The sequence below is a fragment of the Fundidesulfovibrio putealis DSM 16056 genome, from assembly GCF_000429325.1.
In the GTDB taxonomy this organism is placed as follows: Bacteria; Desulfobacterota; Desulfovibrionia; order Desulfovibrionales; family Desulfovibrionaceae; genus Fundidesulfovibrio; species Fundidesulfovibrio putealis.
In genome coordinates, this window is sequence record NZ_AUBQ01000013.1 from 159,307 (window position 1) to 185,470 (window position 26,164).

Annotated in this window: 22 protein-coding genes; 14 read left to right on the forward strand and 8 right to left on the reverse strand. The window is 63.3% G+C overall.

Annotated features, from left to right (window positions below; all coding sequences use genetic code 11):
• Nucleotides 1-465: 465 nt before the first annotated feature.
• The 4 genes from G453_RS0110815 to G453_RS27925 all read left to right on the forward strand — a co-directional run bounded on the left by G453_RS0110815 (nucleotide 466) and on the right by G453_RS27925 (nucleotide 4,591).
• Complete coding sequence (locus tag G453_RS0110815) at nucleotides 466-1,413, forward strand: hydrogenase small subunit (protein WP_027191084.1); 948 nt, start codon at nucleotides 466-468, stop codon at nucleotides 1,411-1,413.
• 48 nt (nucleotides 1,414-1,461) lie between these two features.
• On the forward strand, nucleotides 1,462-3,153 hold the full coding sequence (locus G453_RS0110820) for a nickel-dependent hydrogenase large subunit (RefSeq protein ID WP_027191085.1): 1,692 nt from the start codon (nucleotides 1,462-1,464) through the stop codon (nucleotides 3,151-3,153).
• Nucleotides 3,154-3,330: 177 nt separating this feature from the next.
• Nucleotides 3,331-4,176, forward strand: coding sequence for a hypothetical protein (locus tag G453_RS0110825; RefSeq protein WP_027191086.1), 846 nt, complete (start codon nucleotides 3,331-3,333; stop codon nucleotides 4,174-4,176).
• A gap of 184 nt (nucleotides 4,177-4,360) precedes the next feature.
• A complete protein-coding gene (locus G453_RS27925; protein WP_156920880.1) occupies nucleotides 4,361-4,591 on the forward strand; it encodes a hypothetical protein in 231 nt (76 codons plus the stop codon).
• A gap of 791 nt (nucleotides 4,592-5,382) precedes the next feature.
• Here the strand turns inward: G453_RS27925 and G453_RS0110830 are convergent.
• Nucleotides 5,383-5,709 carry a hypothetical protein gene (locus tag G453_RS0110830; RefSeq protein WP_027191087.1) on the reverse strand — a complete coding sequence of 109 codons (327 nt, stop codon included), beginning with the start codon at nucleotides 5,707-5,709 and terminating at the stop codon, nucleotides 5,383-5,385.
• A 153-nt stretch (nucleotides 5,710-5,862) separates the two neighbouring features.
• On the opposite strand from G453_RS0110830, the gene G453_RS27930 reads away from it, so the two are divergent.
• Nucleotides 5,863-6,288: a hypothetical protein gene (locus tag G453_RS27930; RefSeq protein ID WP_156920881.1), complete on the forward strand. Its 426-nt coding sequence runs from the start codon at nucleotides 5,863-5,865 to the stop codon at nucleotides 6,286-6,288.
• A gap of 220 nt (nucleotides 6,289-6,508) precedes the next feature.
• On the opposite strand, the gene G453_RS26285 is transcribed toward G453_RS27930, so the two are convergent.
• The gene (locus G453_RS26285; protein ID WP_051272315.1) at nucleotides 6,509-8,458 is read right to left on the reverse strand and encodes a hypothetical protein; all 1,950 of its coding nucleotides are present in this window, start codon (nucleotides 8,456-8,458) and stop codon (nucleotides 6,509-6,511) included.
• A 179-nt stretch (nucleotides 8,459-8,637) separates the two neighbouring features.
• Here G453_RS26285 and G453_RS0110845 point away from each other — a divergent pair, with 179 nt between their 5' ends.
• The 4 genes from G453_RS0110845 to G453_RS23495 all read left to right on the forward strand — a co-directional run bounded on the left by G453_RS0110845 (nucleotide 8,638) and on the right by G453_RS23495 (nucleotide 12,884).
• Complete coding sequence (locus G453_RS0110845) at nucleotides 8,638-9,126, forward strand: HyaD/HybD family hydrogenase maturation endopeptidase (protein ID WP_027191089.1); 489 nt, start codon at nucleotides 8,638-8,640, stop codon at nucleotides 9,124-9,126.
• Nucleotides 9,127-9,250: 124 nt separating this feature from the next.
• Entirely contained in the window at nucleotides 9,251-10,882 is a 1,632-nt protein-coding gene (locus G453_RS0110850) for a bifunctional metallophosphatase/5'-nucleotidase (protein WP_027191090.1), read from the forward strand.
• Between the two features lie 57 nt (nucleotides 10,883-10,939).
• The gene (locus G453_RS0110855; protein WP_043645436.1) at nucleotides 10,940-11,548 is read left to right on the forward strand and encodes a hypothetical protein; all 609 of its coding nucleotides are present in this window, start codon (nucleotides 10,940-10,942) and stop codon (nucleotides 11,546-11,548) included.
• Between the two features lie 130 nt (nucleotides 11,549-11,678).
• The gene (locus G453_RS23495) at nucleotides 11,679-12,884 is read left to right on the forward strand and encodes an MFS transporter (RefSeq protein ID WP_051272316.1); all 1,206 of its coding nucleotides are present in this window, start codon (nucleotides 11,679-11,681) and stop codon (nucleotides 12,882-12,884) included.
• A gap of 343 nt (nucleotides 12,885-13,227) precedes the next feature.
• On the opposite strand, the gene nifB is transcribed toward G453_RS23495, so the two are convergent.
• The 4 genes from nifB to G453_RS23500 form a co-directional block, all read right to left on the reverse strand.
• Nucleotides 13,228-14,499 (reverse strand): nitrogenase cofactor biosynthesis protein NifB, encoded by a 1,272-nt coding sequence (gene nifB / locus G453_RS0110865; protein ID WP_328285396.1) that lies wholly within the window; start codon nucleotides 14,497-14,499, stop codon nucleotides 13,228-13,230.
• Nucleotides 14,500-14,509: 10 nt separating this feature from the next.
• Entirely contained in the window at nucleotides 14,510-15,994 is a 1,485-nt protein-coding gene (locus G453_RS0110870; RefSeq protein ID WP_084502245.1) for a nitrogenase component 1, read from the reverse strand.
• Nucleotides 15,991-17,388: a nitrogenase iron-molybdenum cofactor biosynthesis protein NifE gene (nifE, locus tag G453_RS0110875; protein WP_027191094.1), complete on the reverse strand. Its 1,398-nt coding sequence runs from the start codon at nucleotides 17,386-17,388 to the stop codon at nucleotides 15,991-15,993. Before nifE ends, G453_RS0110870 begins: the two co-directional genes overlap by 4 nt.
• Nucleotides 17,389-18,554: 1,166 nt before the next feature.
• Nucleotides 18,555-19,286, reverse strand: a complete 732-nt coding sequence (locus G453_RS23500; protein WP_051272317.1) for a GGDEF domain-containing protein — start codon at nucleotides 19,284-19,286, stop codon at nucleotides 18,555-18,557.
• A gap of 189 nt (nucleotides 19,287-19,475) precedes the next feature.
• Here G453_RS23500 and G453_RS0110895 point away from each other — a divergent pair, with 189 nt between their 5' ends.
• The 5 genes from G453_RS0110895 to G453_RS23510 all read left to right on the forward strand — a co-directional run bounded on the left by G453_RS0110895 (nucleotide 19,476) and on the right by G453_RS23510 (nucleotide 25,288).
• Complete coding sequence (locus G453_RS0110895) at nucleotides 19,476-20,129, forward strand: hypothetical protein (RefSeq protein ID WP_027191095.1); 654 nt, start codon at nucleotides 19,476-19,478, stop codon at nucleotides 20,127-20,129.
• A gap of 76 nt (nucleotides 20,130-20,205) precedes the next feature.
• Nucleotides 20,206-20,478: a DUF6110 family protein gene (locus tag G453_RS0110900; protein ID WP_027191096.1), complete on the forward strand. Its 273-nt coding sequence runs from the start codon at nucleotides 20,206-20,208 to the stop codon at nucleotides 20,476-20,478.
• A complete protein-coding gene (locus G453_RS23505; RefSeq protein WP_156920882.1) occupies nucleotides 20,475-22,712 on the forward strand; it encodes a heavy metal translocating P-type ATPase in 2,238 nt (745 codons plus the stop codon). The genes G453_RS0110900 and G453_RS23505 overlap by 4 nt, the downstream gene beginning before the upstream one ends.
• A gap of 4 nt (nucleotides 22,713-22,716) precedes the next feature.
• Nucleotides 22,717-23,175, forward strand: a complete 459-nt coding sequence (locus G453_RS0110910) for a hypothetical protein (RefSeq protein WP_027191097.1) — start codon at nucleotides 22,717-22,719, stop codon at nucleotides 23,173-23,175.
• A 295-nt stretch (nucleotides 23,176-23,470) separates the two neighbouring features.
• Nucleotides 23,471-25,288: a methyl-accepting chemotaxis protein gene (locus G453_RS23510; RefSeq protein WP_051272318.1), complete on the forward strand. Its 1,818-nt coding sequence runs from the start codon at nucleotides 23,471-23,473 to the stop codon at nucleotides 25,286-25,288.
• Nucleotides 25,289-25,370: 82 nt separating this feature from the next.
• Here the strand turns inward: G453_RS23510 and G453_RS0110920 are convergent, their stop codons facing one another.
• Together G453_RS0110920 and G453_RS0110925 are read right to left on the reverse strand one after the other, a co-directional pair.
• On the reverse strand, nucleotides 25,371-25,613 hold the full coding sequence (locus G453_RS0110920) for a helix-turn-helix domain-containing protein (protein ID WP_027191098.1): 243 nt from the start codon (nucleotides 25,611-25,613) through the stop codon (nucleotides 25,371-25,373).
• Between the two features lie 8 nt (nucleotides 25,614-25,621).
• On the reverse strand, nucleotides 25,622-26,155 hold the full coding sequence (locus tag G453_RS0110925; RefSeq protein WP_027191099.1) for a DUF2975 domain-containing protein: 534 nt from the start codon (nucleotides 26,153-26,155) through the stop codon (nucleotides 25,622-25,624).
• Nucleotides 26,156-26,164 lie beyond the last annotated feature (9 nt).

The following is a 26,164-nucleotide window of genomic DNA, read 5'->3' on the forward strand; positions in this document are numbered from 1 at the left end:
TTCAGGCAGGCGCGTTCCTGGTGCGCGAAGCCCTCGTGCGCAGGCCGCCGGATTCACGGCATTTCTTTCCTGCCCAGCTTGTTCTTTTTTTCCCATAGAAAGTAACACTCGCAACAAATATGTGTTACCATCGCGCCAGGGTGACACTAAATCATCAGTAATAACACTTTTCTTCGCAACAGGGCTTTTTCCAGTCCAGTGAGGCCCAATCACACCCCGCAAGTCCGTTTCCAGGGCCTGCGTCACGTCCGCGAAGCGTTAATTCAGGCTCCTTGTTCTCCAAGTCACAATTTCCACTGGAAAAGATTCTCCCGTTTTGCTATGGGAGCGAACAGCCTGACGCGTTCAGGCCCATTGCCTTTGGATCTACACCGCAACGGCATCTGTGGGGGAAGCCGGTGCGGGTTCGCAGTGAGGCATCACACCGACCAAACAGCCAACCTGTAACGATTTTGGGAGGTCCGTATGCGCGTATCCATTGGTCTTGCCAAGGACGACGCCGAAAAACGTCTCGAACAGAAAGGCGTCTCCCGCCGCGACTTCATGAAGTTCTGCGCGGCAGTGGCAACCACGCTCGGCATGGGTCCCGGCGCAGCCGCCGAAGTTGCGGCGGCCCTTACCGCCAAGAAACGCCCCAGCGTCGTCTATCTGCACGGCGCGGAATGCACCGGCTGCTCCGAAGCCGTGCTGCGCACCTATGAACCGTACCTGGATGCCCTGATCCTGGACACCATCAGCCTCGACTACCATGAGACCATCATGGCCGCCGCCGGCGAAGCCGCTGAAGACGCCCTGCACAAGGCCGTCAACTCGCCCGACGGATTCGTCCTGGTGTGCGAGGGTGGCATCCCCATGAAGGACAACGGCATCTACGGCATGGTCGGCGGACACACCATGCTTCAGATCGTGAAGGATTGCGCCCCCAAGGCCAAGGCCATCATCGCCATGGGCACCTGCGCCACCTTCGGCGGCGTCCAGGCCGCCAAGCCCAACCCCACGGGCGCCGTCTCCGTCGCCAAGGCCCTTGACCGCAAGGACATCATCAACATCGCCGGCTGCCCGCCCAACCCCATCAACTTCGTGGGTGCGGTGGTGCTGTTCCTGAAGGGCGAGAAGATCGAGCTGGATTCGCTGAACCGCCCCAAGGCGTTCTTCGGCAAGTCCGTCCACGACCAGTGCGAGCGCGTGAAGTTCTTCGACGAAGGAAAGTTCGCCAAGAGCTTCGACTCCGAAGAGGCCAAGAAAGGCTACTGCCTCTACGAGCTGGGCTGCCGTGGTCCCGAGACCTTCAACAACTGCCCCAAGGTGCTGTTCAACTCGACTAACTGGCCCGTGAAGGCCGGTCACCCCTGCATCGGCTGCTCCGAGCCCGATTTCTGGGACACCATGACCCCCTTCTACGCGCCCCGTTAGTCTGAATTGCATTACGCTTGAACCGCAGCACACCTCACGGAGGAAGACATGGCTGACAGCAAGCCTCAGGTTATGAAAACGCCCCAGAGCACCTTCACCGGCCCGGTAGTGGTCGACCCCGTTACCCGTATCGAGGGTCACCTGCGCATGGTCGTTGAAGTTGAAGCCGGTAAAATCAAGAACGCGTGGAGCTCCTCGCAGCTCTTCCGTGGCCTTGAAATCATCCTCAAGGGCCGCGACCCCCGCGACGCCCAGCACTTCACCCAGCGCTCCTGCGGCGTCTGCACCTACGTGCACGCCCTGGCCTCCACCCGCGCGGTCGACAACGCCGTGGGCGTGAAGGTTCCCGAGAACGCCACCATCATGCGCAACCTGGTCATGGCCTCGCAGTACCTGCATGACCACATCGTCCACTTCTATCACCTGCACGCCCTGGACTGGGTGGACGTCACCAGCGCCCTGAAGGCCGACCCCGTCAAGGCCGCTCAGATCGCCAACTCCATCTCGCCCCGCAAGACCGAAGCCTCCGCCCTCAAGGCCGTTCAGGACAAGGTCAAGGCCCTGGTCGACTCCGGCCAGCTGGGCATCTTCACCAACGCGTACTTCCTGGGCGGACACCAGTCCTACTATCTGCCCCCCGAAGTGAACCTGATCGCCACCGCCCACTACCTCGAGGCTCTGCACCTCCAGGTGAAGGCCGCGCGCGCCATGGCCATCTTCGGCGCCAAGAACCCCCACACCCAGTTCACCGTGGTGGGCGGCTGCACCAACTACGACGCCCTGCGCCCCGAGCGCATCGCCGAGTTCGTCACCCTGTTCAAGGAAGTCAAAAAGTTCGTGGATGAAGTCTACATCCCCGACCTCTTGACCGTCGCCTCCTACTACAAGGACTGGGCCGCCATCGGCGGAACCTCCAACTTCCTGTGCTTCGGCGAGTTCCCCCAGAAGAGCGAGTTCGGCTTCGACGACCGCTTCCTGCCCGCCGGCTACATCATGAAGCGCGACCTGAAGGGCGTGAAGCCCGTCGATCCCAAGCAGATCATGGAGCACGTGGCCCACTCCTGGTACAAGGGCAACGAAGCCAAGCATCCCTACGAGGGCGTCACCGATCCCCAGTACACCAACCTGGATGACAAGGACCGCTACTCCTGGATGAAGGCCCCCCGTTACATGAACGAGCCCATGGAGACCGGCCCGCTGGCCAAGGTCCTGGTGGCCTACTCCAAGGGCCACAAGGCCACCGTCAAGACCGTGGACATGGTCTGCAAGAAGCTGGGCGTCACCACCGCCGCCCTGTTCTCCACCCTGGGCCGCACCGCTGCACGCGGCATCGAAACCGCCGTCATCGCGGGCGAGATGGAAGCCTGGGTGAAGAAGCTGGCCGACAACGTGAAGAAGGGCAACACCAAGCTCTATCAGGACTGGAAGATGCCCGACAGCGCCCAGGGCGTCGGCTTCGTGGACGCCCCCCGTGGCGCCCTGTCCCACTGGATCGACATCAAGGGCGGCAAGATCAACAACTTCCAGCTGGTCGTGCCCTCCACCTGGAGCCTCGGACCCCGCTGCGCCGCTGGCAAGCTGTCCCCGGTCGAAGAGGCCCTGATCGGCACCCCGATCGCCGATCCCAAGCGCCCGGTCGAAATCCTGCGCACCATCCACTCCTTCGACCCCTGCATCGCCTGCGGCGTGCACGTGATCGAGCCGGAGTCCAACGAAGTGCTGAGCTTCAAGGTGCTGTAAGAAGCTACCGAGTTGCTTGATTGATTCGAAATGAGAGGGGGTCGCGAAAGCGGCCCCCTTTTTTTATCTCTTTTCCCACATAGCGCTATGTGGGGTGAAATATTTTCGGATCTGACTAGTCATACGGAGGCCTCGGCGCGGGAAGCCGGGGTAAATACCCTTACGGAGGTTCCCCGTATGCCTTATCCCGTAAACATTGGTTCCGATCTGGCTGATGAACAGGCCCGCAAGCGCAAACTGTACGAAGACGCCCTGGACCGCTTCGCCGGATTCGAACCCGGCGAGTCCCAGCTCAGCGACGAACAGATCATGGCCCGCCGCGCCGCGCGGCAGCAATCCGGCGTGCCAGCCGGACTCTCCCGGCACCAGCCGTTCGCGCAGTTCGCCCAACGAGGCGTCAACCACATCCCCTTCGAAACACTCCTGGCCCACCTGAAGGCCCAACCCGGTATGGTCGAACACCTGGAAGGCATCGACCTGGACGGGGACGGCATCCCGGACATCCCCCCGCAGCCGTCGCCCCAGATGATGGCCCCCCCCATGGGGCGCATGCAGTGGCAGGCCATGCTGCAAAACCATCAGCAGGCACGACATGCGCGCCGCGCCCAGCGCAAGGCCGTCAACAACGAGATGCTGCTGGCGTACCTGCGGACGCATGATCCGCTGTTCGGGCTCGTTCATGCAAAAGTCGAGGCTTACGTGAAGGCCCTTCCCCTCAAGTTGCAACGCCCTGTCCTGCGCGCCGTGGAGGAGACTCCGGGAGCCTACATCGCCCTCTACAAGGAGATGCGCGATATGGTGACGGCTACCATGCGCATCGGCGGCAGGATGGCCGGGAGGCATGGTCAAAGGCGTTCGGTCCGCCGTCAGGGCGCTCCCCAACTGGAGAGCGCGGGCATGATCGACGAGCGTTCGCCCGGCGCGACCCGCGCAGCCGAGCGCGCCGCCCTGGTCAAGCGCGTGAAGGCAGGAGGAGCCAGGGAGGGCGACCTGCTCAAGTACCTGGAACTGTCCGGCCTGTAGCCGGTGCGGACGTTGGGCCGGGCATGTGGCCCGGCCCTTGACGCACAGATCGCCCGGCATGCCCATGAAGCAGGCACTGGGAGAATCGCTCAACGTAAAATCGACAATTCACGAGGAAACACATGAGTACCGAAGTAAATCATGACAACGGCGACACCGGGGATACCGGCGAGCACGGCGGAGCATGACCTTCGGAACGAGCTTTGATCCGAACAACGACCTGCGCAAGAATGCGTTTGGCGTGCCGGAGTACAGAGGGTTCAGGATGCTCGGTGGGGAAATGTATTCGCCAAATGAAATTTCTCAACCCCATCAGCCGGACAATGCTTCAAGTCCACAGAAAAAGGAACTCAGTGAAGCAGAGAGACTCATGCTGGCAGGGACCTACGGAGTCATGACTAAAGAATTGACTTAGTGATTTCTCGACAAAGCAATCCCTCTAAACACCCTGTTCAACAGAGCTCTATCAAGGATTGCTGCTGTAGGAGCTACCGTTAATTCCGGCTCCCAACTCAAGAATGGAAACGGAAAAGAAGGATAACAGAGTAAAGGAGAGTAAGTACCTTGCCGTTAGAGACAAGGTCATGCCTTGTCTCTAACGAAACAAAACAATGAACTGTACAGTATAATATGCAAGCCCAGCACCGAAAGCCATTGCCAATACCTTGCAAATCAGTACCCTCATATGGTCACCCTGAGTATAATAATAAAGCCGTAAAAATAAGCCAGTACCAAAAGATATCCGACAAGAAGTCGCTACGAGTATAATATTTCCCGAAAATTTCCATCCCTAAGCCTCCCCGCATTTCTCTAGCACACGCCGTTAGGCCGAACATCGAGCGGAAGATACGACTAATACGATAGGGTCATTGCAGCCTTTAAGGCTGCAATGACCCTATTGGCAAATCGCCATAAAATGGTCGAGATTGAGAAGGAATATAATCAGATGAAAAACTATGCACGACCCTGCACACTCATATACTTTGCTTTTGAGTCGATCCCGTGCGTCTCTCTGGTTCATGGTGAAACTCCTAATTTGAGCAGAGAATGAATTTCCCTGAATAATAGAGCAATATACCCGTAGTCAGGGCACATCGAGTAAAAATATCGCACAGGAGTGTCAATCTCCATGTCTCCTTTGTGGGTCTGTAAAACATACTAAATTGCCCTCACGCGTGATGTATGGTTGTTTCCTAATGTGATATTCTAACGGAAAATGAAAAGGCTCAACCTTAAAAGGAGGAGAAGAATCAAAGACACAAGGGCTGCCCCCGCCAAGACGGCAATCTCGTACGCTATCCTTTGCGGCCACGACAACGGCCCGTCCCCTGGAATGCTTATTTCGGGAAGAGGCGGAGCCGGGTGCTTCTCTTCGTCGTACAGTGCCTCTTGGTAGGCGTCGGACGGTTCCCCGACATTCGGTTTGAAGGGTTTGGAGCGCACGAACATGAACCCCAGGACCAACGCCAGCGGCACTATGCCGACAAGCGCCAGTTTCAGAATTGTCCAGACGTCGCTTTGTACGCTGCTCACATAAATTCCTTGCCAGTCATACGTGATGCCACATACAATATGTGCGAACGTCAGTCAATATTGTGTGTCAGTCGCACCAGAAGATGGACACCTTCTAACTGAAAAGGTGCAGTGGAATTTCCATCACCACTGAACACATCGACCTTGGACACAATGAAAACACCTTTCAAAATAGCATTTCCAATGCGCAGCTTAATACTTTCAGCCCTCAAACTGACAGCCCCCATCGCCTTTCTGCTCTTTGGCGCCATCGTACTCCTTGGAATATACGATTGCCACCCAACAGCCGAAGATGTTTCCAGGCTGCAAACACTTTCCGACCGTTACCCTCGCTACAAATTGAGTTTCGATTGCGATCTTTATCTGAAAGTAATGGCACTTGACCCTCTCTCCCCACATTCCGACCAAACAGTCATCGACATCTACAACATATTCTTTGCAAAAGATGACGGCAAACTCAAACGAGACACTCCGTTCGTATATGTCAATTTTTATAACAACAAAGGTGACTTTCAATACCAGCTCATTCACGACTGGCAAATAAACGACTACGTAATGGGAAACAGGGAATTCTATTAGCCTCGCATCAAGTTCGACACCCGGAAGCCAAGACACTCACTGCGCATGAAGAAATTTGGCGGGGATGCACTCCTGGCAATCCAGCGCTACATCAACGACTATCACCTTCCATACGTACCTTCTCGCCAGAGGCATTGTCAGGGCAAGCGGTCGATTGATACAAAACGAAAAGGGGCCGCAAAAGCGCCCCCTGTATTCGTCATGAAATCGCCGAAAGAAGCTAATCCTCCTCCCCGCAGTTGCAGAAACAGGTCGGCTCGTACGGCCTCGGGGCTGGCTTGCGGCCCGCCGCGTAGAACCCGAACCTCTTGAACACGCTGGACCACAGGGTCACGTACTGGCCGTTGGCCCCCTTGAGCGTGTCCGGCACCCGCACCCGCGTCACCCGCCAATTGCCATATTGCGCGGGGATCACCGTCTTCATGGACCGCCCGCACACCTTGGCGTCCAGCCACAGCTTCCTGGTCACGCCGTCGCGCCGCACCGTCACCCGCAGGGCCACTGGTCCCGGCCCCACCAGGGGGGTCGAAAAAACGAGCTCCAGGTCCACGCCGGAATGCGCCAACCGCACCAGCCTGGGCATCTCCACGTAGTCCTCCTGGCCCTCCGGGGCCAGGAAGGCGAACGGAGGACCATCCACCAGGTCTCCGCTCCCCTGGTAGGCTCCGATGAGCGTGCCCGGCCCCGAACTCCAGCGCGAGTCTCCCGGCCAGTCCGTTCCCGGTTCGAGCGTGATCTCGCATCCCTGCCAGCCCTGTTTCAGGCGCAGGTCGCCCTTGTCGGGGTCAACGAAAGCTGCGCCGGGGTCCACCACGCCGTGCTGCTCCTGCTCGTATCTGGTGATCTGCTTCGGCCAGTCCAGGTTGCACAGGTCCCAGTCGAAGCTGACGCCGGTCTTCCATGCTTTTTTCAGGAAGTCGTCCCCCACGAACCGGTCCGCCCCGGTGCAACCGTCCGGGAAGGGATGGCGCACGGCCTCGGGCAGCGGGCACCCTGAGGCGTCGTCCTGCGGCACCGGGTCGTCCAGGAGGGTACGGAAGAGCACCGCGTTGTTGCGATGGGTGAGATGCGTGGTGGCTCCGCCCTTGATGAGCGAGTTGCACAGCCGGAAGCTGTTGTTGAAGGCGAACACCGGCTTGTCGGGCATGTCTCCGCCGGTGTCGTACTTGTAGACCTTGCCTCCCCGGCTTGGGTCCAGCGGGTTGCCCAGCTTGTCGGTTATCCAGCCGGTGTTCGCGAAGAAGTACCAGAAGCCGCCTACCACCTCATCCAGTGAGAACCAGGCGTGGGCGTTGTGGATGCGGTTGTGGTGTATCCACCAGTTGGTGGCGGCGCGCTCAGGCTCCACGGGATTGTCGCGGATGCGCAGCATGTGGTTGTCGTAGATTTCCACGTTGTGGTTCTGGGCGTATTTGGGTTTCTTGTCCGCCTTCATGCGCAGGCCGTTGAAGGCGTCGCAGATGGAGTTGCGACGCACCACCACGCTGCCGGGGATGCCCAGGCTGCCGAACAGGCCGCCGTTGTAGTAGAAGTACCGTTTGCGCTTGGAATCAAGCCACAGGATGTCGCGCCACATGGACCCTGTCGTGTCCTGGCGCCATTTGTTGTCCTCAAGCAGGATGTGGTGGCAGCCCTGCCCGCGCGCGTACACCAGATAGCGGCTGTCCTTGGCCGTCATGCCCCGCACCGTTATGTAGGAGGAGTCCTCCAGATAGATGAACGACGGCCAGCAGCTCTCCACCTCGAAGTTCTCGAATTCGATCCAGGCGCAGTCCTTGAGCTTGAAAAAAGCGAAGTGCTTCATCTCCGGGAGCATGGAGTCGTGGGGAACGCCGCCCAGGCCGCCGTCGAGTTGGGTGGCCTCGCCCAGGCCCCGGATGGTGATGGGCACGTCCGGTTTGCCGCTCAGCTCGTAGAGCTTCACCGGGCGGCAGACCGGCGGGTTGCCGGAATCCTCGTCGTAGAGCACGGGCGGCCAGTATTTGCCAGGAAGAAACTGGAGGATGTCCCCCGGACGAACGCAGGGCAGCACGTCGTTTATGGTGCGGGTCGTGAACAGCACGTCCTTGCCGCCCACCGCGACGAATCTGCAGTCTGCCTTATAGGTGATGTACAGGACGCGCCGACCGTTTTCCTCCCCGTATGCACGAGGCTCGCTTTTATCCGACATGGACACTCCTCGCTGGCTTGGTTGAACCTATACAAATAAATACAAGAAGCGTGATCATGTGAGGCTTTGCGATAAAGTCACGATTCATATCCCAAGTCAACAGCCGTTTTGCGGGCGTCCGGGCTTGCCCCCCGAGCCGTTGCCGGGCATTATGCGCCATTCAAATCGACGGAGTGCACATGGACGAGAAACGCAGGATTCTGGTGCTTGGCGTGGGCAACATTCTCTACACCGACGAGGGCGTGGGCGTGCGCTGCGTGGAGAAGCTGGAGAAGGAATACGAGTTCTCCGACAACGTGACCCTGGTGGACGGCGGGACGCTGGGCATGCGGCTTATGGACTATCTGCTCCACTGCGACACGGCCATCATCCTGGACGCGGTGCTGGGCGGGCAGGAGCCTGGGACCATCTACCGCTGCACAGGCGACGACCTGCGCAAGTCCATCGCCTTCAAGGACTCCATGCACCAGTCCGACCTGGTGGATTCGCTGGTCTACTGCGACCTGATGGGCAACCGCCCGGACGCGGTGGTCATCGGCATCCAGCCGCACGACTACCAGACCATGGCCCTGGAAGTGTCCGAGGTGCTGGCCTCGCGCCTGGACGACATGGCCGGGTTCGCCCTGAAGGAAGTCGAGGCCGCGGGCGGGACGTTCACCAAAAGATAGGCCGCCCCCTGCAACGACGCGCCTGGGCCGCTTCCCGCGAGCCGAGACGCCAACTTCACAGAGTCGCATCCTGACGTTCGCGCACGCCGCGTAATTTTTTCGCATTTCGAACCGGGAGCCGACCATGCCCCTCGTCCGTATTCTCGCGGTCCTCGCCGCGTCCCTGCTGCTGGCCGGGCAACTCCTCGCGGCCGAGGCCAGGCCTTACCGCCTGACCATCCTGCACACCAACGACATCCACGCCCGCATGGCCGAGTTCAACGCCTACGGCCAGACCTGCACCCCCGAAGAATCCGCCAAGGGCGAATGCTTCGGCGGCTATCCGCGCATCGCTGCCGCCGTGGAGGCCACCCGCAAAAAGGGCGGCCACACGCTGCTGCTCGACGCCGGGGATCAGTTCCAGGGCACGCTCTTCTACACCGCGCTCAAAGGCCGCCCCAGCCGCGAGGCCATGAACCTCCTGCGCTACAACGCCATGACGCTGGGCAACCACGAGTTCGACGACGGTCCTGCCGTGTTGCAGGAGACCTTCCTGAGCGGCCTCAACGTGCCGGTGCTGGCCGCAAACCTGGATGCATCACGCGACCCGGCCCTCAAGGCCAAAATCAAACCCTGGATGATCGTCAGCGTGGGCGGGCGCAAGATCGGCGTGGCGGGCATCGCCAACGAGGACACCGCGCACCTGGCCAACCCCGGACCTGACCTCGTGTTCTCCGACGCGGCGGAGCCCCTGCGCCAGGCCGTGCGCGACCTGAATGCCCAAGGCGCGGACATCATCATCGCCCTGACCCACGTGGGCCTGGAGCGCGACAAGGAGCTGGCCGCCGCAGTGGACGGCATCGACGTGATCGTGGGCGGGCACAGCCACAGCCTGCTCTCCGGCACCGACCCCAAGGCGGCAGGGCCGTACCCCGTGGTGGAGAAATCCCCCTCGGGCAAGCCCGTGCTCATCGTTCAGGCCGAGGCCTGGGGCAAATACCTGGGAGAGCTCTCCGTGGACTTCGACGCCAAGGGCGTCCCCCTGGCCTGGAGCGGCGCGCCGCTGCTGCTGGACGCCTCCCGGCCCCAGGACCCGGCCATGCTGGCCAAGGTCAAAGGCTGGCAGGAGGAGCTGAAGCCCTACCTGGGGCAGATCGTGGGCAAGACCGCCGAGGCCCTCACCGCCGAGTGCCGCTTCGGCGAGTGCGCCCTGGGCAACGCCCTGGCCGAGGCCGTGCGCCTGTCGGCCAAGGCCCAGGGGGCGCGCGCCGCGTTCATCAACAGCGGCGCGCTGCGGGCCGGGCTCAAGGCAGGCGACGTGACCCAGGGGGACCTGCTCACGGCCTATCCCTTCACGGACAACGTGGCCACCTTCGAGCTGTCCGGCAAGGACCTGCTGGCCGTGCTGGAACACGGCGTGAGCCTCGCGGACCAGCCCGGCGCGTCCGGAACCGGCAGGTTCCTGCAGGTGTCCGGCCTGCGCTACTCCTTCGATCCGCGCCGCCCGGCGGGCCAACGCATCGTCACGGCGGACATCCTTGGCCCCGACGGCGGGTACGCGCCCATCGTCCGGGATAAAAGCTACTCCCTGGCCTCCTGCGGCTACCTGCTCAAGGGCGGCGACGGCTTCGCCATGCTGAAGGACCACGCCAAGCGCGTCTACGCCTTCGGCATGCCCATCGCCGACGCCTTCGCGGACTACGTGGCCACCCACTCCCCCCTGAGCCCGCGCCTGGAGGGCCGCATCGTGCGCCTGGGCGACGCCCTGCCCAAGTGAGCTTGACCCGGACTCCCGATTGAACCATTAAGATGCGACACGGTACGAGTCGTCATCATGAACGCCAAGGCACCAAAACCCAAGGAAGCCGCCATGAGAAAGAGCCTGTATGTCCTCGCGCTGGTCGTCGCGGCGTTCATCGCCGTCGGCTGCGCCAAGACCGGGAACAAGCCCGGAGACAAGCCCGGCAAGTGGAACATCGAGTCCAGCAGCTGGAGCGCCACAGTGGAATCCCTTGACCTTTCCACGCGCATGGCCACCCTCAAGGACCAGGACGGCAAGCTGCACACCTTCAAGGTGCGAGACGAGGTCCAGAACCTGGACAAGGTGCGCGTAGGCGACATCGTGGACGCGGAAGTGGTGGAGGCCTACGCCATCTACGTGCGCAAATCCTCCGAGGCCCCCTACGCGGCGGAGACCGTCGACACCGAGTACGGCCTGGAATCCGGCCTGCCCACCAAGACCACCGTGGCAAGCATCGAGGTCACTGCGCTCGTGAAGGCCGTGGATTACGACAAGCGCACCATGAGCCTGAAAAACGCCAACGGCGAAATCGTGAGCGTCAAGGTCCCGGACGCCGTGAAGAAGCTCAGCAACATCAAGGTGGGGGACGAGGTGGTCACCCGCTACACCCAGAACACCATCTATTCGGTGCGCAAGCCCTGACCGGGCCAGCGTTCACCCAGCAATCGACCAGGGAGGGCGGGCGCGCACTGCGCCCGCCCTCCCCATTCATTCTCAAGGCGCATTGCCCCGCCCTTGACGCCGCGCCGCCCCGGCCCTAGCATCCGCCGCCGTGTCAACATCATCCCTCTTGCGGTCGTTTCGCCACCGGAACTACCGTCTGTACTTCTTCGGGCAGGTCGTGTCCCTCACCGGAACTTGGATGCAGTCCACTGCCCAGGGCTGGCTGGTCTACAGGCTCACCGGGTCGGCCTTTGCGCTGGGCCTGGTGGGTTTCGCCACGCTTTTGCCGGTGCTTATCCTCGGACTGTTCGGCGGCGTGCTGGCCGACCGCCTGCCCAAGCGCAAGCTCCTGGTAGCGGCTCAGAGCGTAGCCATGCTCCAGGCCGTGGGTCTGGCCTGGCTGACCTTCTCCGGCAGTGTGGAGGTCTGGCAGGTGATCGCTTTCGCGGCCTGCCTGGGCGTGGTGAACGCGGTGGAGCTGCCCACGCGCCACTCCTTCGTGGTGGAGATGGTGGGCAAGGAGGACCTGCACAACGCCATCGGGCTCAACTCTTCAATCTTCCACATGGCGCGCGTCATGGGGCCGCTGCTGGCTGGCGTGCTGGTGGCGGCGTTCGGCGAGGCCTGGTGCTTCGCCATAAACGCCGCCAGCTTCACCGCCGTGATCGCGGGGCTCCTGGCCATGCGCCTGCAGAGCGCGCCGCCCAAGCCGTCCACCGCCAGCATCCGTGAGCACATGTCCCAGGGCGTACGCTACGCCTGGAACACGCCGCTGGTGCGGGCCATCCTGGCGCTCATCACCATCGCCAGCGTGATGGGCTCTTCCAGCGTGGTGCTGCTGCCGGTGTTCGCGGGGGACATCTTCGGGCGCGGCCCCGAAGGGCTGGGCACGCTCACGGCGGCCCTGGGACTGGGAAGCCTTTTTGGCTCGCTGGTGATGGCCGGACGGAGCAAAGCCACGGGGCTCAACCGCATCGCTGTGTGGGGCTGCGCGGGGCTTGGCGCCGGGCTTACGCTGTTTGCCCAGACGCCTTTCTTCTGGGGCGCGGGGGCGTTCCTGATACCCACGGGGTTCGCGCTCATGGCGCTCATGGCCAGCTGCAACACCATGCTCCAGCTGGCCGCGCCCGACGAGATGCGCGGGCGGGTGATGTCGCTCTACACCATGCTGTACATGGGCATGGCCCCCTTCGGGTCGCTGATCGCGGGACTTCTGGCCCAGTGGTTGGGCGCGCCCCTGGCCGTGACCATCCTTGGGCTGTGCTGCCTGGCCGGGGCCGTGTGGGCCGGGCGGGCGCTCTGGCGCGAGTGCTGAGCGTTACGCATGCCTACAAAAACGGAGGGCGGCTCCCGGCAACCGGAAACCGCCCGTTGAAATCAATCAGTTTCTCTTCTTGCAGCAGGCCGACATGATCTTCCGGCCTCTCCTCCTGATCAGCATCACCGCCATTCTAAGAGAACCAACTCTTTTCCGGGCTAAAAAACATGAGGCTCTTGCAAAACTCATCGCCAGCCGCCACCCGAAGAAATGGACGAGTCGGTAACAAGTCGGGATAACTGCGGATTCCAAAGGGCGCAGCCCTTTGGCCGCCGGAGGCGTTCCCCAACTGCAAATTTTGCATGTTCCTCACATGTTCATGTTTTTCAGCACGGCGACACTAGCACCCCTCGCCGCTGCCGCCTGAGCAGCCCCCGGCCTTGCACCCTCCGCCGCCTTTGGCGCGCAGGTGGTCGAACTTCTTGGTCTTGAACACGGCGTCCAGCCCCTGGGCGATGAACCCGGACATGGCCACCACCTTCACGCCTTCTTCCTCCAGGATGGCCTGGGGCGTGTCGCCTACCCCCGACACCAGCACGGCGCGGCAGTCCGACAGGGACTTGGCCAGGGTGTACCAGCGCTTGGGACCGCCGCCGGTGGGCGGCGCGGGGCGGTCTTCGACCATCTTGTAGCCGCCGCAGCCGTCCTCACCCCAGATCTGAAAGCTCCCGGCCTCGCCCAGGTGCATGTTCACCAGCATGCCCTCCATGGTGGCCACGGCCACATACGCGCGGGACTCGTCCACCTCGGGCACGATGGTGGAGCAGGCCTGCATGAGCCCCGAGAAGTCGCGCGAGCAGTCCTTCTCCAGAAGGCCCACGGCGTCGGCGCGGCAGCGCTGGCAGTGGCGCATCTGGGGAAGATAGGTCTCGGCCATGGCCCGGATGGCTTCCACATCGGCCTTGCTGGGCTCGGGAACCAGCTCGAACTTGGTTTCCTTGTTGGGGATGAGCGCCATGCAGTTGAGCAGATTCACGCCCATGGACTTCATCTTCTTGGCGATATCCTCGATGTGGTGGTCGTTGATGCCGGGCATGATGATGGTGTTCACCTTGACGATGATGTCCTTCTCCTTCAAGCGGCGGATGGACTCCTCCTGCTTTTCCAGCAGGATGCGCGCCGCGTCCGCGCCCCGGTACAGCACCTTGCCCACCCGCGCCCAGGAGTACACCTTGGCCGCGATCTCGGGATCGACCGCGTTCACGGTCACGGTGACGTGGGACACGCCGATCTCGGCCAGCTCGTCCACGTGCTCGGGCAGCTCCAGCCCGTTGGAGGACAGGCACAGGATCATGTCCGGCCACTTATTCTTGATGCGGCGCATGGTCTCGAGCGTTTCCTTGGCGTTGGCCATGGGGTCGCCGGGGCCTGCGATGCCCACCACGGTCAGGCGCGTCTCCACCTTCATGACCTCTTCCATGTACTTGATGGCCTGGGCAGGCGAGAGCACGGAGGAGGTGACGCCAGGGCGCGACTCGTTCACGCAGTCGTACTTCCGGTTGCAGTAGTTGCACTGGATGTTGCACTTGGGCGCGACCGGCAGGTGGATGCGGGCGCAGGAGCCCTTGGCGTCCTTATTGAAACAGGGGTGCTTGGAGAGGTCCATGGCCATGGGAAACTCCTTAAATGTATCCGTACCCGATGTCGGAATCTGACTGTTTCTTTTCGATCATGGCGTTCACCACGCGGTCCAGAAGCTCGTGGGAGCCCAGATAGCAGAGGTGGCGCAGCCGGTGGCCGCCGAAGCGGTCGTGTATGGGAAAGCCCACCCGGATGAGGGGGACGTTCATCTCGCGGGCCGTGCGGTAGCCCTTGGAGTGGCCCAGAAAGAAGTCCGGGGCCAGTTCCTTGGCGCGGTCGGCTATGTCGTAGAAGTCCACGCCCTCGGCCACTTCGGGCATCTCGGGCATCAGCCCCTCGCAGGCTGCCTCGATGGCGGCCTTCAGGCGGCCGGACTTGCCGCCGCCGGCTACCAGCACGGGAATCACGCCGATCTCGGCCATGAAGGATGTCAGACCAACGATCAGGTCCTCCTCGCCGTAGATCACGCAGCGCTTCTGGGAGACGTACTTGTGGCCGTCCACCAGGGCGTCCACCAGGCGGCCGCGCTCCAGGGCATGGCGGCGGGGCGTGGGCTTGCAGGACACGGACTCCAGGGCCTGGAAGAAGGCGTCGGATTCGCGAATGCCTATGGGCATTCCCAGGCGGTGAAGCGCCACGCCGAAGCGCGAGGCCAGAAGCCCGCCAGCGGTGGCCGCCTCGGCGGGCGGCGACAGGGTGGCTCCGAACTCGAACGACGCCGGAGCTCCGCCCATGGCCTTGATGTCCGCGACGGGGGTGCCGCCGGAGGGCAGCTTTTCGTAATCTTCCAGGGCAGGGCCGTCCAAAGTCTCGGAGTAGTCCGGCAGGATGGCGGCCTTCAGGCCGAAGCTCGCGAACACGTCTTTCAGGTGCCGGATGTCCTCGCAGGAGACGAAGCCGGGGAAGCAGTTCACCATGTCCGTCTTCACGTCCGCCGTAGCCAGCTGGTCCGCCACGGCGCGCACGGCGGCGGTGAAGCCCTCCATGTGCGTGCCGGAGTAGCTGGGCGTGGAGACCTGCACCACCGGAGCCACGTTCAGGTCGCCGAACTCTTTCCTGAATTCCAGCAGGATGCCGGGGACGTCGTCGCCGATGGTCTCGGTGAGGCAGGTGGTGGCCACGCCGATCATGCCCGCTCCGTACTTGTCCATCACGGTCAGCAGGCCCTTCTTCAGGTTGGCCGCGCCGCCGTAGATGGCCTGCTTCTCGCCGAGCGAGCTGGAGGCGATGTCCATGGGTTCGCGAAAATGGCTGATGATGTAGCGGCGCATGTAGGTGGCGCAGCCCTGGGAGCCGTGCAGGAAGGGCACGCCGCCCTCGATGCCCTTGAACACCAGGGTCGCGCCCAGGGGCTTGCACAGCTTGCAGGCGTTGGTGGTGGACACGAACGGCTCCACCTTGGGCTTTATGGGCTTGGCGTTGGCGGTCACGGGAGAAGCCTCGGCGACCGCTCCGGCGGCGATATCGCCCGTGAACGCGCACACGGCCTTGTCGCCGGTGTCGGCAAAGTTTGTCGGGCAGCTCATAACACGCACTCCTTGGGCAGGTCGTCCCGGTTCGCCGCCAGCACCGGGCCAGTGCGCCGGGGCACGAAGCGCCACACCGGGCTCATCACCGTGCGGTGCACTTCCAGGGCGAAGTTGTACATGCCCACGAACCCTTCCAGGGCTTCCTTGCGCTCGTGGTTGTGGTCGCAGAATCCCACGCCCAGCTTGTAGGCGATGGGGCGCTCCTTCACGCCGCCCACGAAGATGTCCACGTCCTTCTCCTTGAGGAAGGCCGACAGCTCCAGGGGGTTGGCGTCGTCCACGATGATGGTGCCGGGGTCGCAGATGGAGGCAAGTTCCTCGTAATCCTCCGGGGTGCCGGTCTGGGAACCGGCGATCACCACGGACATGCCCAGATGGCGGAAGGCCTTGATCAGCGAGAAGGCCTTGAACGCGCCGCCCACGTAGATGGCGGCCTTCTTGCCTTCCAGGTCCTTCCGGAAGCCCGCCAGCTTGGGATACAGCACGGCCAGCTCTTCCTTCACCAGGGCCTGGGTGCGGGCCAGCATGTCCGGGTCCTTGTCCTTGAAGAAGCGGGCCACGGAGTACAGGGCCTCGGCCATGTCCTCGATGCCGAAATAGGAGACCTTGACGAAGGGCGTGCCGTATGTGTCCTTCATCATCTTGGCCATATCCATGGTGGAGCCGGAGCACTGCACCACGTTCAGCGCCGCGCCGTGGGCCTTGGCGATGTCGCCCACGCGGCCATCGCCGGTGATGTTGGCCACGCACTGGATGCCCATGCGCTCGAAGTATTCGCGGATGATCCAGATCTCGCCCGCCAGGTTGAAGTCGCCCAGGATGTTCAGCGACAAGGGTGAGACGTCCGACGTGTCGCCCGTGCCCACCAGGGTGAACATGGCCTTGCACGCGGCCAGGTAGCCCTCGCGCTTGTTGCCCTTGAAGCCTTCGGACTGCACCGGGATCACCGGGATGCCCTTCTCGGCGGACACCTTCTTGCAGACGGCCTGGAGGTCGTCGCCGATGATGCCCACGATGCAGGTGGAGTACACGAAGGCGGCCTTGGGCTGGTGGCGGTCGATCAGTTCGATGAGGGCGGCGTACAGCTTCTTCTCGCCGCCGAAGATGACGTCGGTCTCCTGGAGATCGGTGGAGAAGGACAGGCGGTGCAGCTCAGGCCCGGAGGACAGCGCGCCCCGGATGTCCCAGGTGTAGGCCGCGCAGCCGATGGGGCCGTGCACCAGGTGCAGGGCGTCTGCGATGGGATAGAGCACCACCCGCGAGCCGCAGAACACGCAGGCCCTCTGGCTGACCGCGCCGGCCAGGGAGTCGCGGTTGCAGGCCAGCTTGAAGGGTCCGTCGCCCTTGACGTGGATCTGGTCCCTGCGTTCTTCGAAAATATTGTCAGACACGGTGCGCCTCTTTTGAAATCAGCGTGTTACAGGGCCAGGCTCTTCAGGCAGCAGAAGTAATATCCCGCCTGGATGGCGAGGCTGACGACCAGGGTGGTGAACATTGCCCGGGCGATGCTGGCGTTGGTAATGTCCATGTCGGCCTCCTGTTATGTCCGGTCCGGGCTGGCTCGTGATTCGCGCGCCCGGCCCTGGGTGAACTGCACGTGGTCACAAGCCTACATCCAATTCCCGTGCCATGCCATAATATAATGATTTTATTGACTTATTATTGAGAAGCGGCGCAATTGCCGCGCGAAAGCATACAAAAACGCAAGGACATCTACACAATTGTAGACTCTGCACAGTTCCGTTCGGGATTTGCGGCATCGACACGCGCGAGAGGGCTCCAACAGCGATCATCTGCCCTGTTCCGGGATGCCCCGAGTCTGGCTGCCGAGGGACTTCACGTGCGCAAGGATGTTCAAGAAGGGTGGAGGGTGTACGTCCATCAACGGGCGCGCCCGACTTGTCGAGCGTCGAGCGCAGGCCGGGGTGTGAACCTGAGAGCCACACTGTAAGCAGGGTGGTCCGCAGATGCCCGGAGGTCAAAACCAGTATGCGCCTCGCGTTCGGGACGCAGAAACAGAGCGTCCCCTGAAAACAGCGAGGCCCGGAACCGTTTGGTGCGGTTCCGGGCCTGCTGTGGAGGGAAGGGGCGTTAGGGAATTGCCTGAAAGGCTATCTGGCGAGGGTTTCGAGACAGTACAGGTACAGTACGCCCTGGATGCTGAGGCTCATGAACAGGGCCACGGACATTTCCTTGAACAGACGCATTGAATAAACCTCCGTAATCTCAAAACCTCCCCGGACGATCCAGGACTTCCCCGGTGGGGTAGGCTTCTTTTAGTGAAAATGAGAATCACATTCAACAACTATTTTGCGACGACGCACATGATGAACAGACGCCCGCGAACTGCTCCGGGTTGCAGCGCCGACCCCGGCGATATTCACGGCTGAACGATCGGCCCGACCACGGGGGAAGACCTATCGGCCCCGTGTGACGGATGCGGGACCGTCCCGCGACAGATCAAGGATGACTGAGGGATTGGAAAGAAACGCCCGCGTAACCGGCGCGAGGGGGAAAAAGGAGGGAAACGGGCTCGGGCGGGAAGAGGCTCCAGCCGCTATTCAGGAGAGAAATACACCGCAGTGTTGCGGCCCTGGGTCTTGGCGTCGCCAAGGGCGGCCTGGGCCAGGCGCACCAGAACCATGGGCGCGTCCCCGCGCGTGGGCGTCACGGTGGAGTACCCGATGCTCACGGTGACCACCCCGCCGTGAGGGGATTCCAGGTGCGAGATCGCAAGCCCCGCGACCTCCTCCAGCATGCGCCCGGCCACCACAGCGGCCCCCTGGGCGTCCGCGCCGGGCAGGAGCGCCGCGAAGGTGTCGCCCTCCATGCGCCCCATGGCGTCCACCTCGCGGTACAGACTGCGCATGACCGCCTGGGCCACGGATTTCAGGCAGTCGTCTGCGGTCAGGGAGCCGTAGACGTCATTGTAGGCCCGGAAGTTGTCCACGTTGACCACCAGCAGCGACACGGGCGTTCCTTCCCGCTGGGCCTGAGCCCAGTCGCGAGAGAGGAGCTTCTCGAAGGCGCGGCGGTTCAGGGTCCCGGTCAGGCCGTCCACCTGGGAGAGCTGCGCCACCTGCGACATGGCCGCCTCCAGGTCCATCTGCACCTGGTTGGCCAGATCCGCCACGCGCCCGGCGCGCCCCAGAAGCAGCTCGTACTCGGCCAGAAGCTCCTGAAAAGACGCCGCCGGGACTGCGTCCCCAGGCTCAGGCGCGCCAAGCGCCTGCCTGGCCTTCTCGACGACCTGGCGTTCCTTTTCAAACAGAGGGGCTATCTGGTCCATGGATGGGCTTCTCCCGGCATCACGTGATGACGGCAGGATAAACGCGCGACGCCTGGGCGTCCAGCCTTGATACGCCCGGTAAGGACATAACCCGGCGCCTGATCTCATCGAGTGCCACAAGCCCAGATACCCACTTTACGACACGTGCTGACACTGATAACGAGAATCAAAATCGCGAAGGTTCTGTGCATGACCACCAATCCGTACCCGAAATTTCCTCGCCCCGTTGCCCGCAAGAATCCGTACGCCGCCCACGCCAAGATCGACCAGGCGATGCTTCTTGAGATGGCCAGCGCCTTCGTCAGGGGCGAGACCGCAAGCCAGGCCGCCAAGGCGCTCGGCGTCAACCGCAACACGGCCAACCGCTACTACCAGATCTTCCGGGACACCCTGGCCCGCCAGAAAGACCCGGCCCGGTGCGATGCGCCCAAGGACCCGCCGATCATCGGCCTGTTCCTGACCGCCTCCTCGGTCCAGGCCCGCCTAGTGCCTGAAAAGCACAGGGAGCAGGCCCTGTGCGCCCTGCGCGACAGGAGCGGCGGCCAGAAAGCCATGGCCGTGGCCTCCGGGCCGGACTGGCCGGGCTACGACGCCCTGGGCGATCCGGGAGACGGGCGCTTCCTCCTGATGCCCGGCTGCCTGGTGGGCGCCGCCGGGCAGGAGCGCCTCACGCGGCACTGGCAGGGGCTGCGCGAACGCTTGTGCCGTTGCCGGGGCATCCCCCGCTCCAACTATCCCCACCACCTGATGGCCTGCGACATGGCCCAAAGCCTGGGACCGGATCAGATGCTCGCCAAACTGCTCGCGGCCCTTAAGGATCCGCCTGGAATCTCATCAGAATGACTTTTTCGTTTCATTTCGTTGACAATTCGGCTTCAAGCAAGCACATGCTTAAAGTCAATCATCTCAGGAGGACATCATGAACACCAATTCCAAAGGTGCTCTGCTTTTCGTTGGCGGCGCCGCCCTTGGCGCTCTGGCCGTTTACGCGCTGACCCGCGGCAACTCCAACCTGAAGCCCCTGCTGGCCGATGTGATGGCTGGCGGACTCAACCTGAAGGACAAGCTCATGGGAGTGGTCGATCAGGCCAAGGAGAACATGGAAGACCTGATGGCCGAGGCCGAGCACGCCCGCAAGGGACGTGACGCCGCAGCGACCGCAGCCCCTGCCGAGGAGAGCAAGCAGTCGTGACCCCACGCGTCGTACACGATATGCCCGGCAGGCTGAGGCTGCGCTATGCGCCTCCCGCCCTCGCCGGGCAATTGGCTTCACGCCTGGAAAAGGCGCACGCCCTTAAGGGCGTGGACTCGGTCTCCGTGAACCCGCGCAGCGGCTCGGTGCTGGTCCATTATGCCCCCCAGGCGCACCTGCGCGAGGCCATCCTGGGCATCTTCTCCGAGAGCCTCCCCGCAGGCGCGGCCGCTCCTTCCGGGCTTCTGAAAGAAGGGGTCCGGAAGCGGCGCGGGCGCGCAGCCTCCAAAGAGCCGCAGGCGCAAGGCCCCGTCACGGGCGAACTCCTGCCCCCGGCCCACGCCGACCCCGCCCTCCATCACCGGGGCGGCCCCTGCACAGCCCCAGTCAGCGAGGATGAACACAAAAGCCCGAGCCTGCTGGGCATCCTGGCCCCGGTCATCATGCGCCCTATCCTGCCTCCCGTGTTCCAGCTGGCCCTGGCCTTCAGGAGCTCCCTGCCCCGCCTGTGGCGCGGGCTGGTGTCGCTCACCTCGGGCAAGCTCTCGGTGGACGTGCTGGATGCAACGGCCCTGGCCATCTGCTTCATACGCCGCGACTTCAGGTCGCTTGGCACCATCACCCTGCTTCTTTCGGCCGGCGAGTTCCTGGAGCACTGGACCCGCAAGCGCTCCGAGGAGAGCCTGGCCGCCACCCTGGCTTCCCAGACCGTGTGGGCCTGGGTGAAGAGGGGGTCCGAGGAAGAACAGGTGGACGCGAACACCGTGAAGCCCGGCGAGCTGGTGGTCATCCGCCAGGGCGCGGTGGCTCCCGTGGACGGCGTCGTGGAGGAGGGCGAAGCCCTGGTGAACCAGAGCGCCATGACCGGCGAGGTCAGCGGCGTGCCCAAGCGCCCCGGCTCCGCCGTGTTCGCGGGCACCGTGGTGGAGGAAGGCGAGGTGGTGGTCAAGGCCACCGGCTCCGCAGACGCCACCCGCTGGCGGCGCATGCTGTCCCTGGTGGAGCAGGCCGAGAAGAGCAAGGCCGGGGTGCAGAGCCAGGCCGAGAAGCTGGCCGGGAACCTGGTCCCCTTCTCGCTGGGTCTCTCCGGCGCGGTCTACGCGGCAACGCGCGACCCCAGGCGGGCCGCCTCCGTGCTGCTGGTGGACTACTCCTGCGCCATCAAGCTGGCCACGCCCCTGGCCGTGCTGGCTGCCATGCGCCAGATGGCCTCCGAAGGGGTGGTGGTCAAGGGCGGGCAGCCGCTGGAGAACCTGGCCAAGGCCGACGTGTTCGTGTTCGACAAAACCGGCACCCTGACCATGGCCGAACCCACCGTGCGCGACGTCATCCCCTTCTCAGGCTTTTCCCGCGAGGAAGTGCTGCGCGTGGCCGCCTGCCTGGAGGAACACTTCCCACACCCCGTGGCCCGCGCGGTGGTGCAACAGGCCAAGATCGAGGACATCATCCACCAGGAGGAGCACGCCCGCGTGGAATACGTGGCCGCCCACGGCGTGGCCAGCTGGCTCAAGGGCAAGCGCGTCATGCTCGGCAGCCGCCACTTCATCCACGAGGACGAGAAAGTTCCCCTGGGCGACGCCGCCGGGATCGCCTCGGCCCTGGCCGAGGAAGGGCACTCGCTCCTGTATCTGGCCATCGGCGACGAACTGGCCGGAATCATCACCCTGGACGACCCGCTGCGCCCCGAAGCCGCCCTGGCCATCCGCCAGCTGCGCGATTCGGGCATCAAGCGCATCATCATGCTCACCGGCGACCTGGACGGCATGGCCGCGCGCATCGCCAAGCAGATCGGCATCACCGAGTGGATCGCCCAGGTTCTGCCCGACGAGAAGCACCGGGTCATCGAGAAGCTCCTGGCCGAGGGCCACACCGTGGCCATGGTGGGCGACGGCATGAACGACGCCCCGGCCCTGGCCCGCGCCTCGGTGGGCATCTCCATGCACCAGGGAGCGGACGTGACCCGAGAGGTGGCCGACGTGGTGCTCACCACCGGCGACCTGACCGCCCTGGCCCGCAGCCGCGCCCTGGCGCAGGCGGCTCTCAAGCGCATCAAGTACAACTACCTGCTCATCGTGAGCGTGAACACGGTCCTTCTGGCCGGGGGCCTCATCGGCCGGCTCACGCCGCAGCTGTCGGCCCTGATGCACAACGGCGCGACAATCGCCGCCGCAGTCAACGCGCTTCGCCCGCTTTCCGCGCGGCGAGCCCTGCCGCGAGGCGGCAACAAGGAGTAGCGACATGCTTGAAAGCGTTCTTCCCGGACGTATCCGCGCACGGCTGCCCCAGGGCCTCCCCGCCGAGACACAGGCCGCCATCCGGGCGGCCCTGGACAAGGCTGCGGCTGGCTCCTGCATGGAGTACAACCCGCGCAGCGGCAGCCTGCTGGTGAGCTGGCAGCCCGGCCCCAAACGCGACGTGGCCGTGCTCAAGGTGGTGGAGGCGAACATGTCGCCCGAGGCGGCAAAACCCGCCGGTTCCATCTGTTCGGGAATGGCGCGCATGTCGGAGCTGGCCAATGGCGTGAACATCCCCTGGCCCGCCATGAAGACCGTGAAAAAGGGCATGCTCCTGAGCCTGGGCGCGGCACTGACTGCCCTGGTCTTCAAGAGCGAGCGAACGCACTACTTGGCCGGGGGAGTTTTCGTGGCGCTTCTGTTGCGGCACACTCACGTGTACCGCAAGCGCATGTTCAAGTAATCGGAAGGCCGCCCGAATGGTGAATCCGGGCGGCCTTATCCGCCTCCGCCTCGCCGCAGCCACCCAGGCAATTGCCGGGCGTGTTTGCTTTTCATTCTTTCTCGCCAACAAGTACCCGTCATTTCGACGCCCTTTCTGAAACGCATCCTTCTTTTTCGCTTCTTGTGTTGTCAGGAACACACCGCCCTGCTATCGGTTACCTTCACTCTCTATCGCGCAAGCACGAATCCCCATGGCCTCACCAGGGGATTCCCATCATGGACACACCCCGGAGGACCGGGCGCGGAGGTTTCGTATGTTGTCAGTCAGGAACAAGCTGATCGCTGGTTTTTCGACCCTTATCCTCATCATTGTCGCGAGCAACCTGCTGAGCGGCATCTATTCCGGTCGCCAGGCAGACGCAATGGAGGAACTCATGACCGAGGACCTCCCGGTCCTGAACACCACCCAGGACATCGTGATGCTCGGGCAGAGCTTCAGGCGTTCAGAAAAAGACATCCTGCTCAACATCGGCAACCCCGGCAAGCAGCAGACCTACCTGAACCAGCTGCGCGCCGACTCGGACAAGCTGACGAAGGCGGCAACCGAGCTGGCGGCCCACGTGGCCGCCGACAGGGAACTGAGCGAATCAGACAGGAACACCGCGCGGGCCATGCTGGACAACTTCAGGACGTATGACGCGTTCGTCACGAAGTATCTCGAGGAACTCATCTCCGGCAAGAAAGGCCAGATTACGGCTGAGCAGGCCAACGAAGCCATCGCGACCCGAAAGGACTCCTTCCACACCTACGAGAAATCCCTCGCGGCCATTCAGGAGGCCGGGCGCAGGATGGTGGCGGAAAAAGGCGTCACCATGGCCGCAGTCTCATCCTCCATGCGCACCATGCAGGTCGTGTCCCTGTTCGGCGGGTTGGTCATCGGCATCCTGAGCGGCGTTCTCTGCATCCTGTCCATATCCAGGCCCATGAAGAGGATCATCGGATTTTCCAATGCGGTAAGCTCCGGCGACCTCGACGCCCGCCTGGACCGCCAGGGCGACGACGAGTTCTCGGTGCTTGGCGGCAACATCGAAACCATGGTCGCCACGCTGAAATCAAAAATCGCCGAGGCCGACCGCAAGACCACCGAGGCCGCCGACGAGGCCCGCCGCGCCAAGGAAGCCACCGAGCAGGCAGAGGCCGCAACCCTGATGGCCGAGAACGCCAGGTCCGAAGGCATGGCCGAAGCAGCCGGAAACATCGAGAAGGTGGTCTCTGTTGTAGCCGCCACCACCGACACCCTGCTCTCCCTGGTGGAGCAGGCCCGCAACGGCAGCCAGATGCAGTCCGCACGCGTGCGCGACACGGTGTCCGCCATGGATCACGTGAACGCCACAGTGGGGGCCGTGGCCGCCAACGCCGCCGAAGCGGCCGACTCCACCGACAAGGCCAGGACCCAGGCAGGCGCTGGCGCGGATCTTGTCACCAGAGCCTCGGACAGCATCGCCAAGGTGCGTGAACAGGCCTTGTCCCTCAAGGGTGACATGGGCGAGCTGGGCAAGCAGGCCGAAGGCATCGGGCGCATCATGAACGTGATCTCCGACATCGCCGACCAGACCAACCTTCTGGCGCTGAACGCCGCCATCGAGGCCGCACGCGCGGGCGACGCCGGGCGTGGCTTCGCGGTGGTCGCCGACGAGGTGCGCAAGCTTGCCGAAAAGACCATGCACGCCACCCGCGAAGTGGGCTCAGCCATCCAGGACATCCAGCAGGGCACCAGCAAGAGCATCGCCAGCGTGGACGCCGCCGCGCAGACCATCGACACGGCCAACGAACTGGCCGGGGAGTCGGGACGGGCGCTGGCGGGGATACTCGAACAGGTCCGGCTGGTGGAGACGCAGGTGCGGGCCATCGCCAGGGCCTCGGAGGAGCAATCCTCGGCCAGCCGCGAGATAAACCGCAGCATCGACGACATCGCCCAGATCACCTCGGAGACCGAGGACAACATGCGACGCTCCGCCGAAGCCGTGGAGGACATGTCCGAACAGGCCCGGGTGCTCAGCGACCTGGTGGTGGCCATGAACTCGCACGGCGGCGCGCAGGCGGCGCTGCCCCCCGGCAGACGGGGGCGCTAATTAAGTAGAAGGCCGCCCGGATTCACCATCCGGGCGGCCTTTTTGTATAAGACGCAGCGGCCCGTGCCTCGCGGTCCCCGTGCTACGCTTTTTCCTCGTCCGAGGCGTCCGCATCGGGGTCTGACGGGACGTATTCCAGGATGTCCCCTGGCTGGCAGTCCAGAAAACGGCATATGGCCTCCAGGGTGGAGAACCGGATGGCCTTGGCCTTGCCCGTCTTCAAGATGGACAGGTTCTGGGCGGTGATGCCCACCGCCTCTGCCAGGGCCTTGGAGGAGGTCTTCCTCCTGGCCAGCATGACGTCCAGATTCACAAGTATGCCCACGAAACCGCCTAGATGGTCAAAGCCCGCTCTTCCTCGATGCCCCGCCCCTCGTCCATCACCCAGGAGATGACCAGGGCGACCGTCCCCCCGAACAGGGCCGCCAACTCCACGGACCCAAACGCGACCACCACGTGCCGTTGCCCTTCAGGCATCCCGACCGACAGCGCCAGGGACAGCAGGGGGGTATGCAGGAATATCGCCCCAGCCCAGTACAGGAGCGTGCGTCCCAGGCTGCGATAGCAGGCCACGTTGCGCTGGCTGAAGATTTCCCCGGCGGCGTACAGCCCGAACAGTTCGCGCAGGGTCTTGAAGCCGTACATGGCGACCCCCGCCGGAAGCATGGCAGAGAGGAAGCACAGGGCGCGGTTGAACGCTGACAGCTCCATGCGGCCCGGAACCGGCAGCTGGGTTTTCATGACGTCCGGAAAACTGTTGAAAAGGAACCAGTACGCGGCGCAACAGAGGGGCGTCGCCCAGAGCAGAAGCGCCGAGGCCTTCGCGAGGATGGCGCTCATCCGTTTGATGCGTGTCAGGTTGTCCATGGGGTCACC

What these genes read in the sequence shown, in the direction of transcription:
- G453_RS0110815 (WP_027191084.1), top strand. Translation starts at nt 466, where the DNA reads ATGCGCGTATCCATTGGTCTTGCCAAGGACGACGCCGAAAAACGTCTC.
- G453_RS0110820 (WP_027191085.1), top strand. Translation starts at nt 1,462, where the DNA reads ATGGCTGACAGCAAGCCTCAGGTTATGAAAACGCCCCAGAGCACCTTC.
- G453_RS0110825 (WP_027191086.1), top strand. Translation starts at nt 3,331, where the DNA reads ATGCCTTATCCCGTAAACATTGGTTCCGATCTGGCTGATGAACAGGCC.
- G453_RS27925 (WP_156920880.1), top strand. Translation starts at nt 4,361, where the DNA reads ATGACCTTCGGAACGAGCTTTGATCCGAACAACGACCTGCGCAAGAAT.
- G453_RS27930 (WP_156920881.1), top strand. Translation starts at nt 5,863, where the DNA reads ATGAAAACACCTTTCAAAATAGCATTTCCAATGCGCAGCTTAATACTT.
- G453_RS26285 (WP_051272315.1), bottom strand. Translation starts at nt 8,458, where the DNA reads ATGTCGGATAAAAGCGAGCCTCGTGCATACGGGGAGGAAAACGGTCGG.
- G453_RS0110845 (WP_027191089.1), top strand. Translation starts at nt 8,638, where the DNA reads ATGGACGAGAAACGCAGGATTCTGGTGCTTGGCGTGGGCAACATTCTC.
- G453_RS0110850 (WP_027191090.1), top strand. Translation starts at nt 9,251, where the DNA reads ATGCCCCTCGTCCGTATTCTCGCGGTCCTCGCCGCGTCCCTGCTGCTG.
- G453_RS0110855 (WP_043645436.1), top strand. Translation starts at nt 10,940, where the DNA reads ATGAACGCCAAGGCACCAAAACCCAAGGAAGCCGCCATGAGAAAGAGC.
- nifB (WP_328285396.1), bottom strand. Translation starts at nt 14,499, where the DNA reads ATGGCCATGGACCTCTCCAAGCACCCCTGTTTCAATAAGGACGCCAAG.
- G453_RS0110870 (WP_084502245.1), bottom strand. Translation starts at nt 15,994, where the DNA reads ATGAGCTGCCCGACAAACTTTGCCGACACCGGCGACAAGGCCGTGTGC.
- G453_RS23500 (WP_051272317.1), bottom strand. Translation starts at nt 19,286, where the DNA reads ATGGACCAGATAGCCCCTCTGTTTGAAAAGGAACGCCAGGTCGTCGAG.
- G453_RS0110895 (WP_027191095.1), top strand. Translation starts at nt 19,476, where the DNA reads ATGACCACCAATCCGTACCCGAAATTTCCTCGCCCCGTTGCCCGCAAG.
- G453_RS0110900 (WP_027191096.1), top strand. Translation starts at nt 20,206, where the DNA reads ATGAACACCAATTCCAAAGGTGCTCTGCTTTTCGTTGGCGGCGCCGCC.
- G453_RS0110910 (WP_027191097.1), top strand. Translation starts at nt 22,717, where the DNA reads ATGCTTGAAAGCGTTCTTCCCGGACGTATCCGCGCACGGCTGCCCCAG.
- G453_RS23510 (WP_051272318.1), top strand. Translation starts at nt 23,471, where the DNA reads ATGTTGTCAGTCAGGAACAAGCTGATCGCTGGTTTTTCGACCCTTATC.
- G453_RS0110925 (WP_027191099.1), bottom strand. Translation starts at nt 26,155, where the DNA reads ATGGACAACCTGACACGCATCAAACGGATGAGCGCCATCCTCGCGAAG.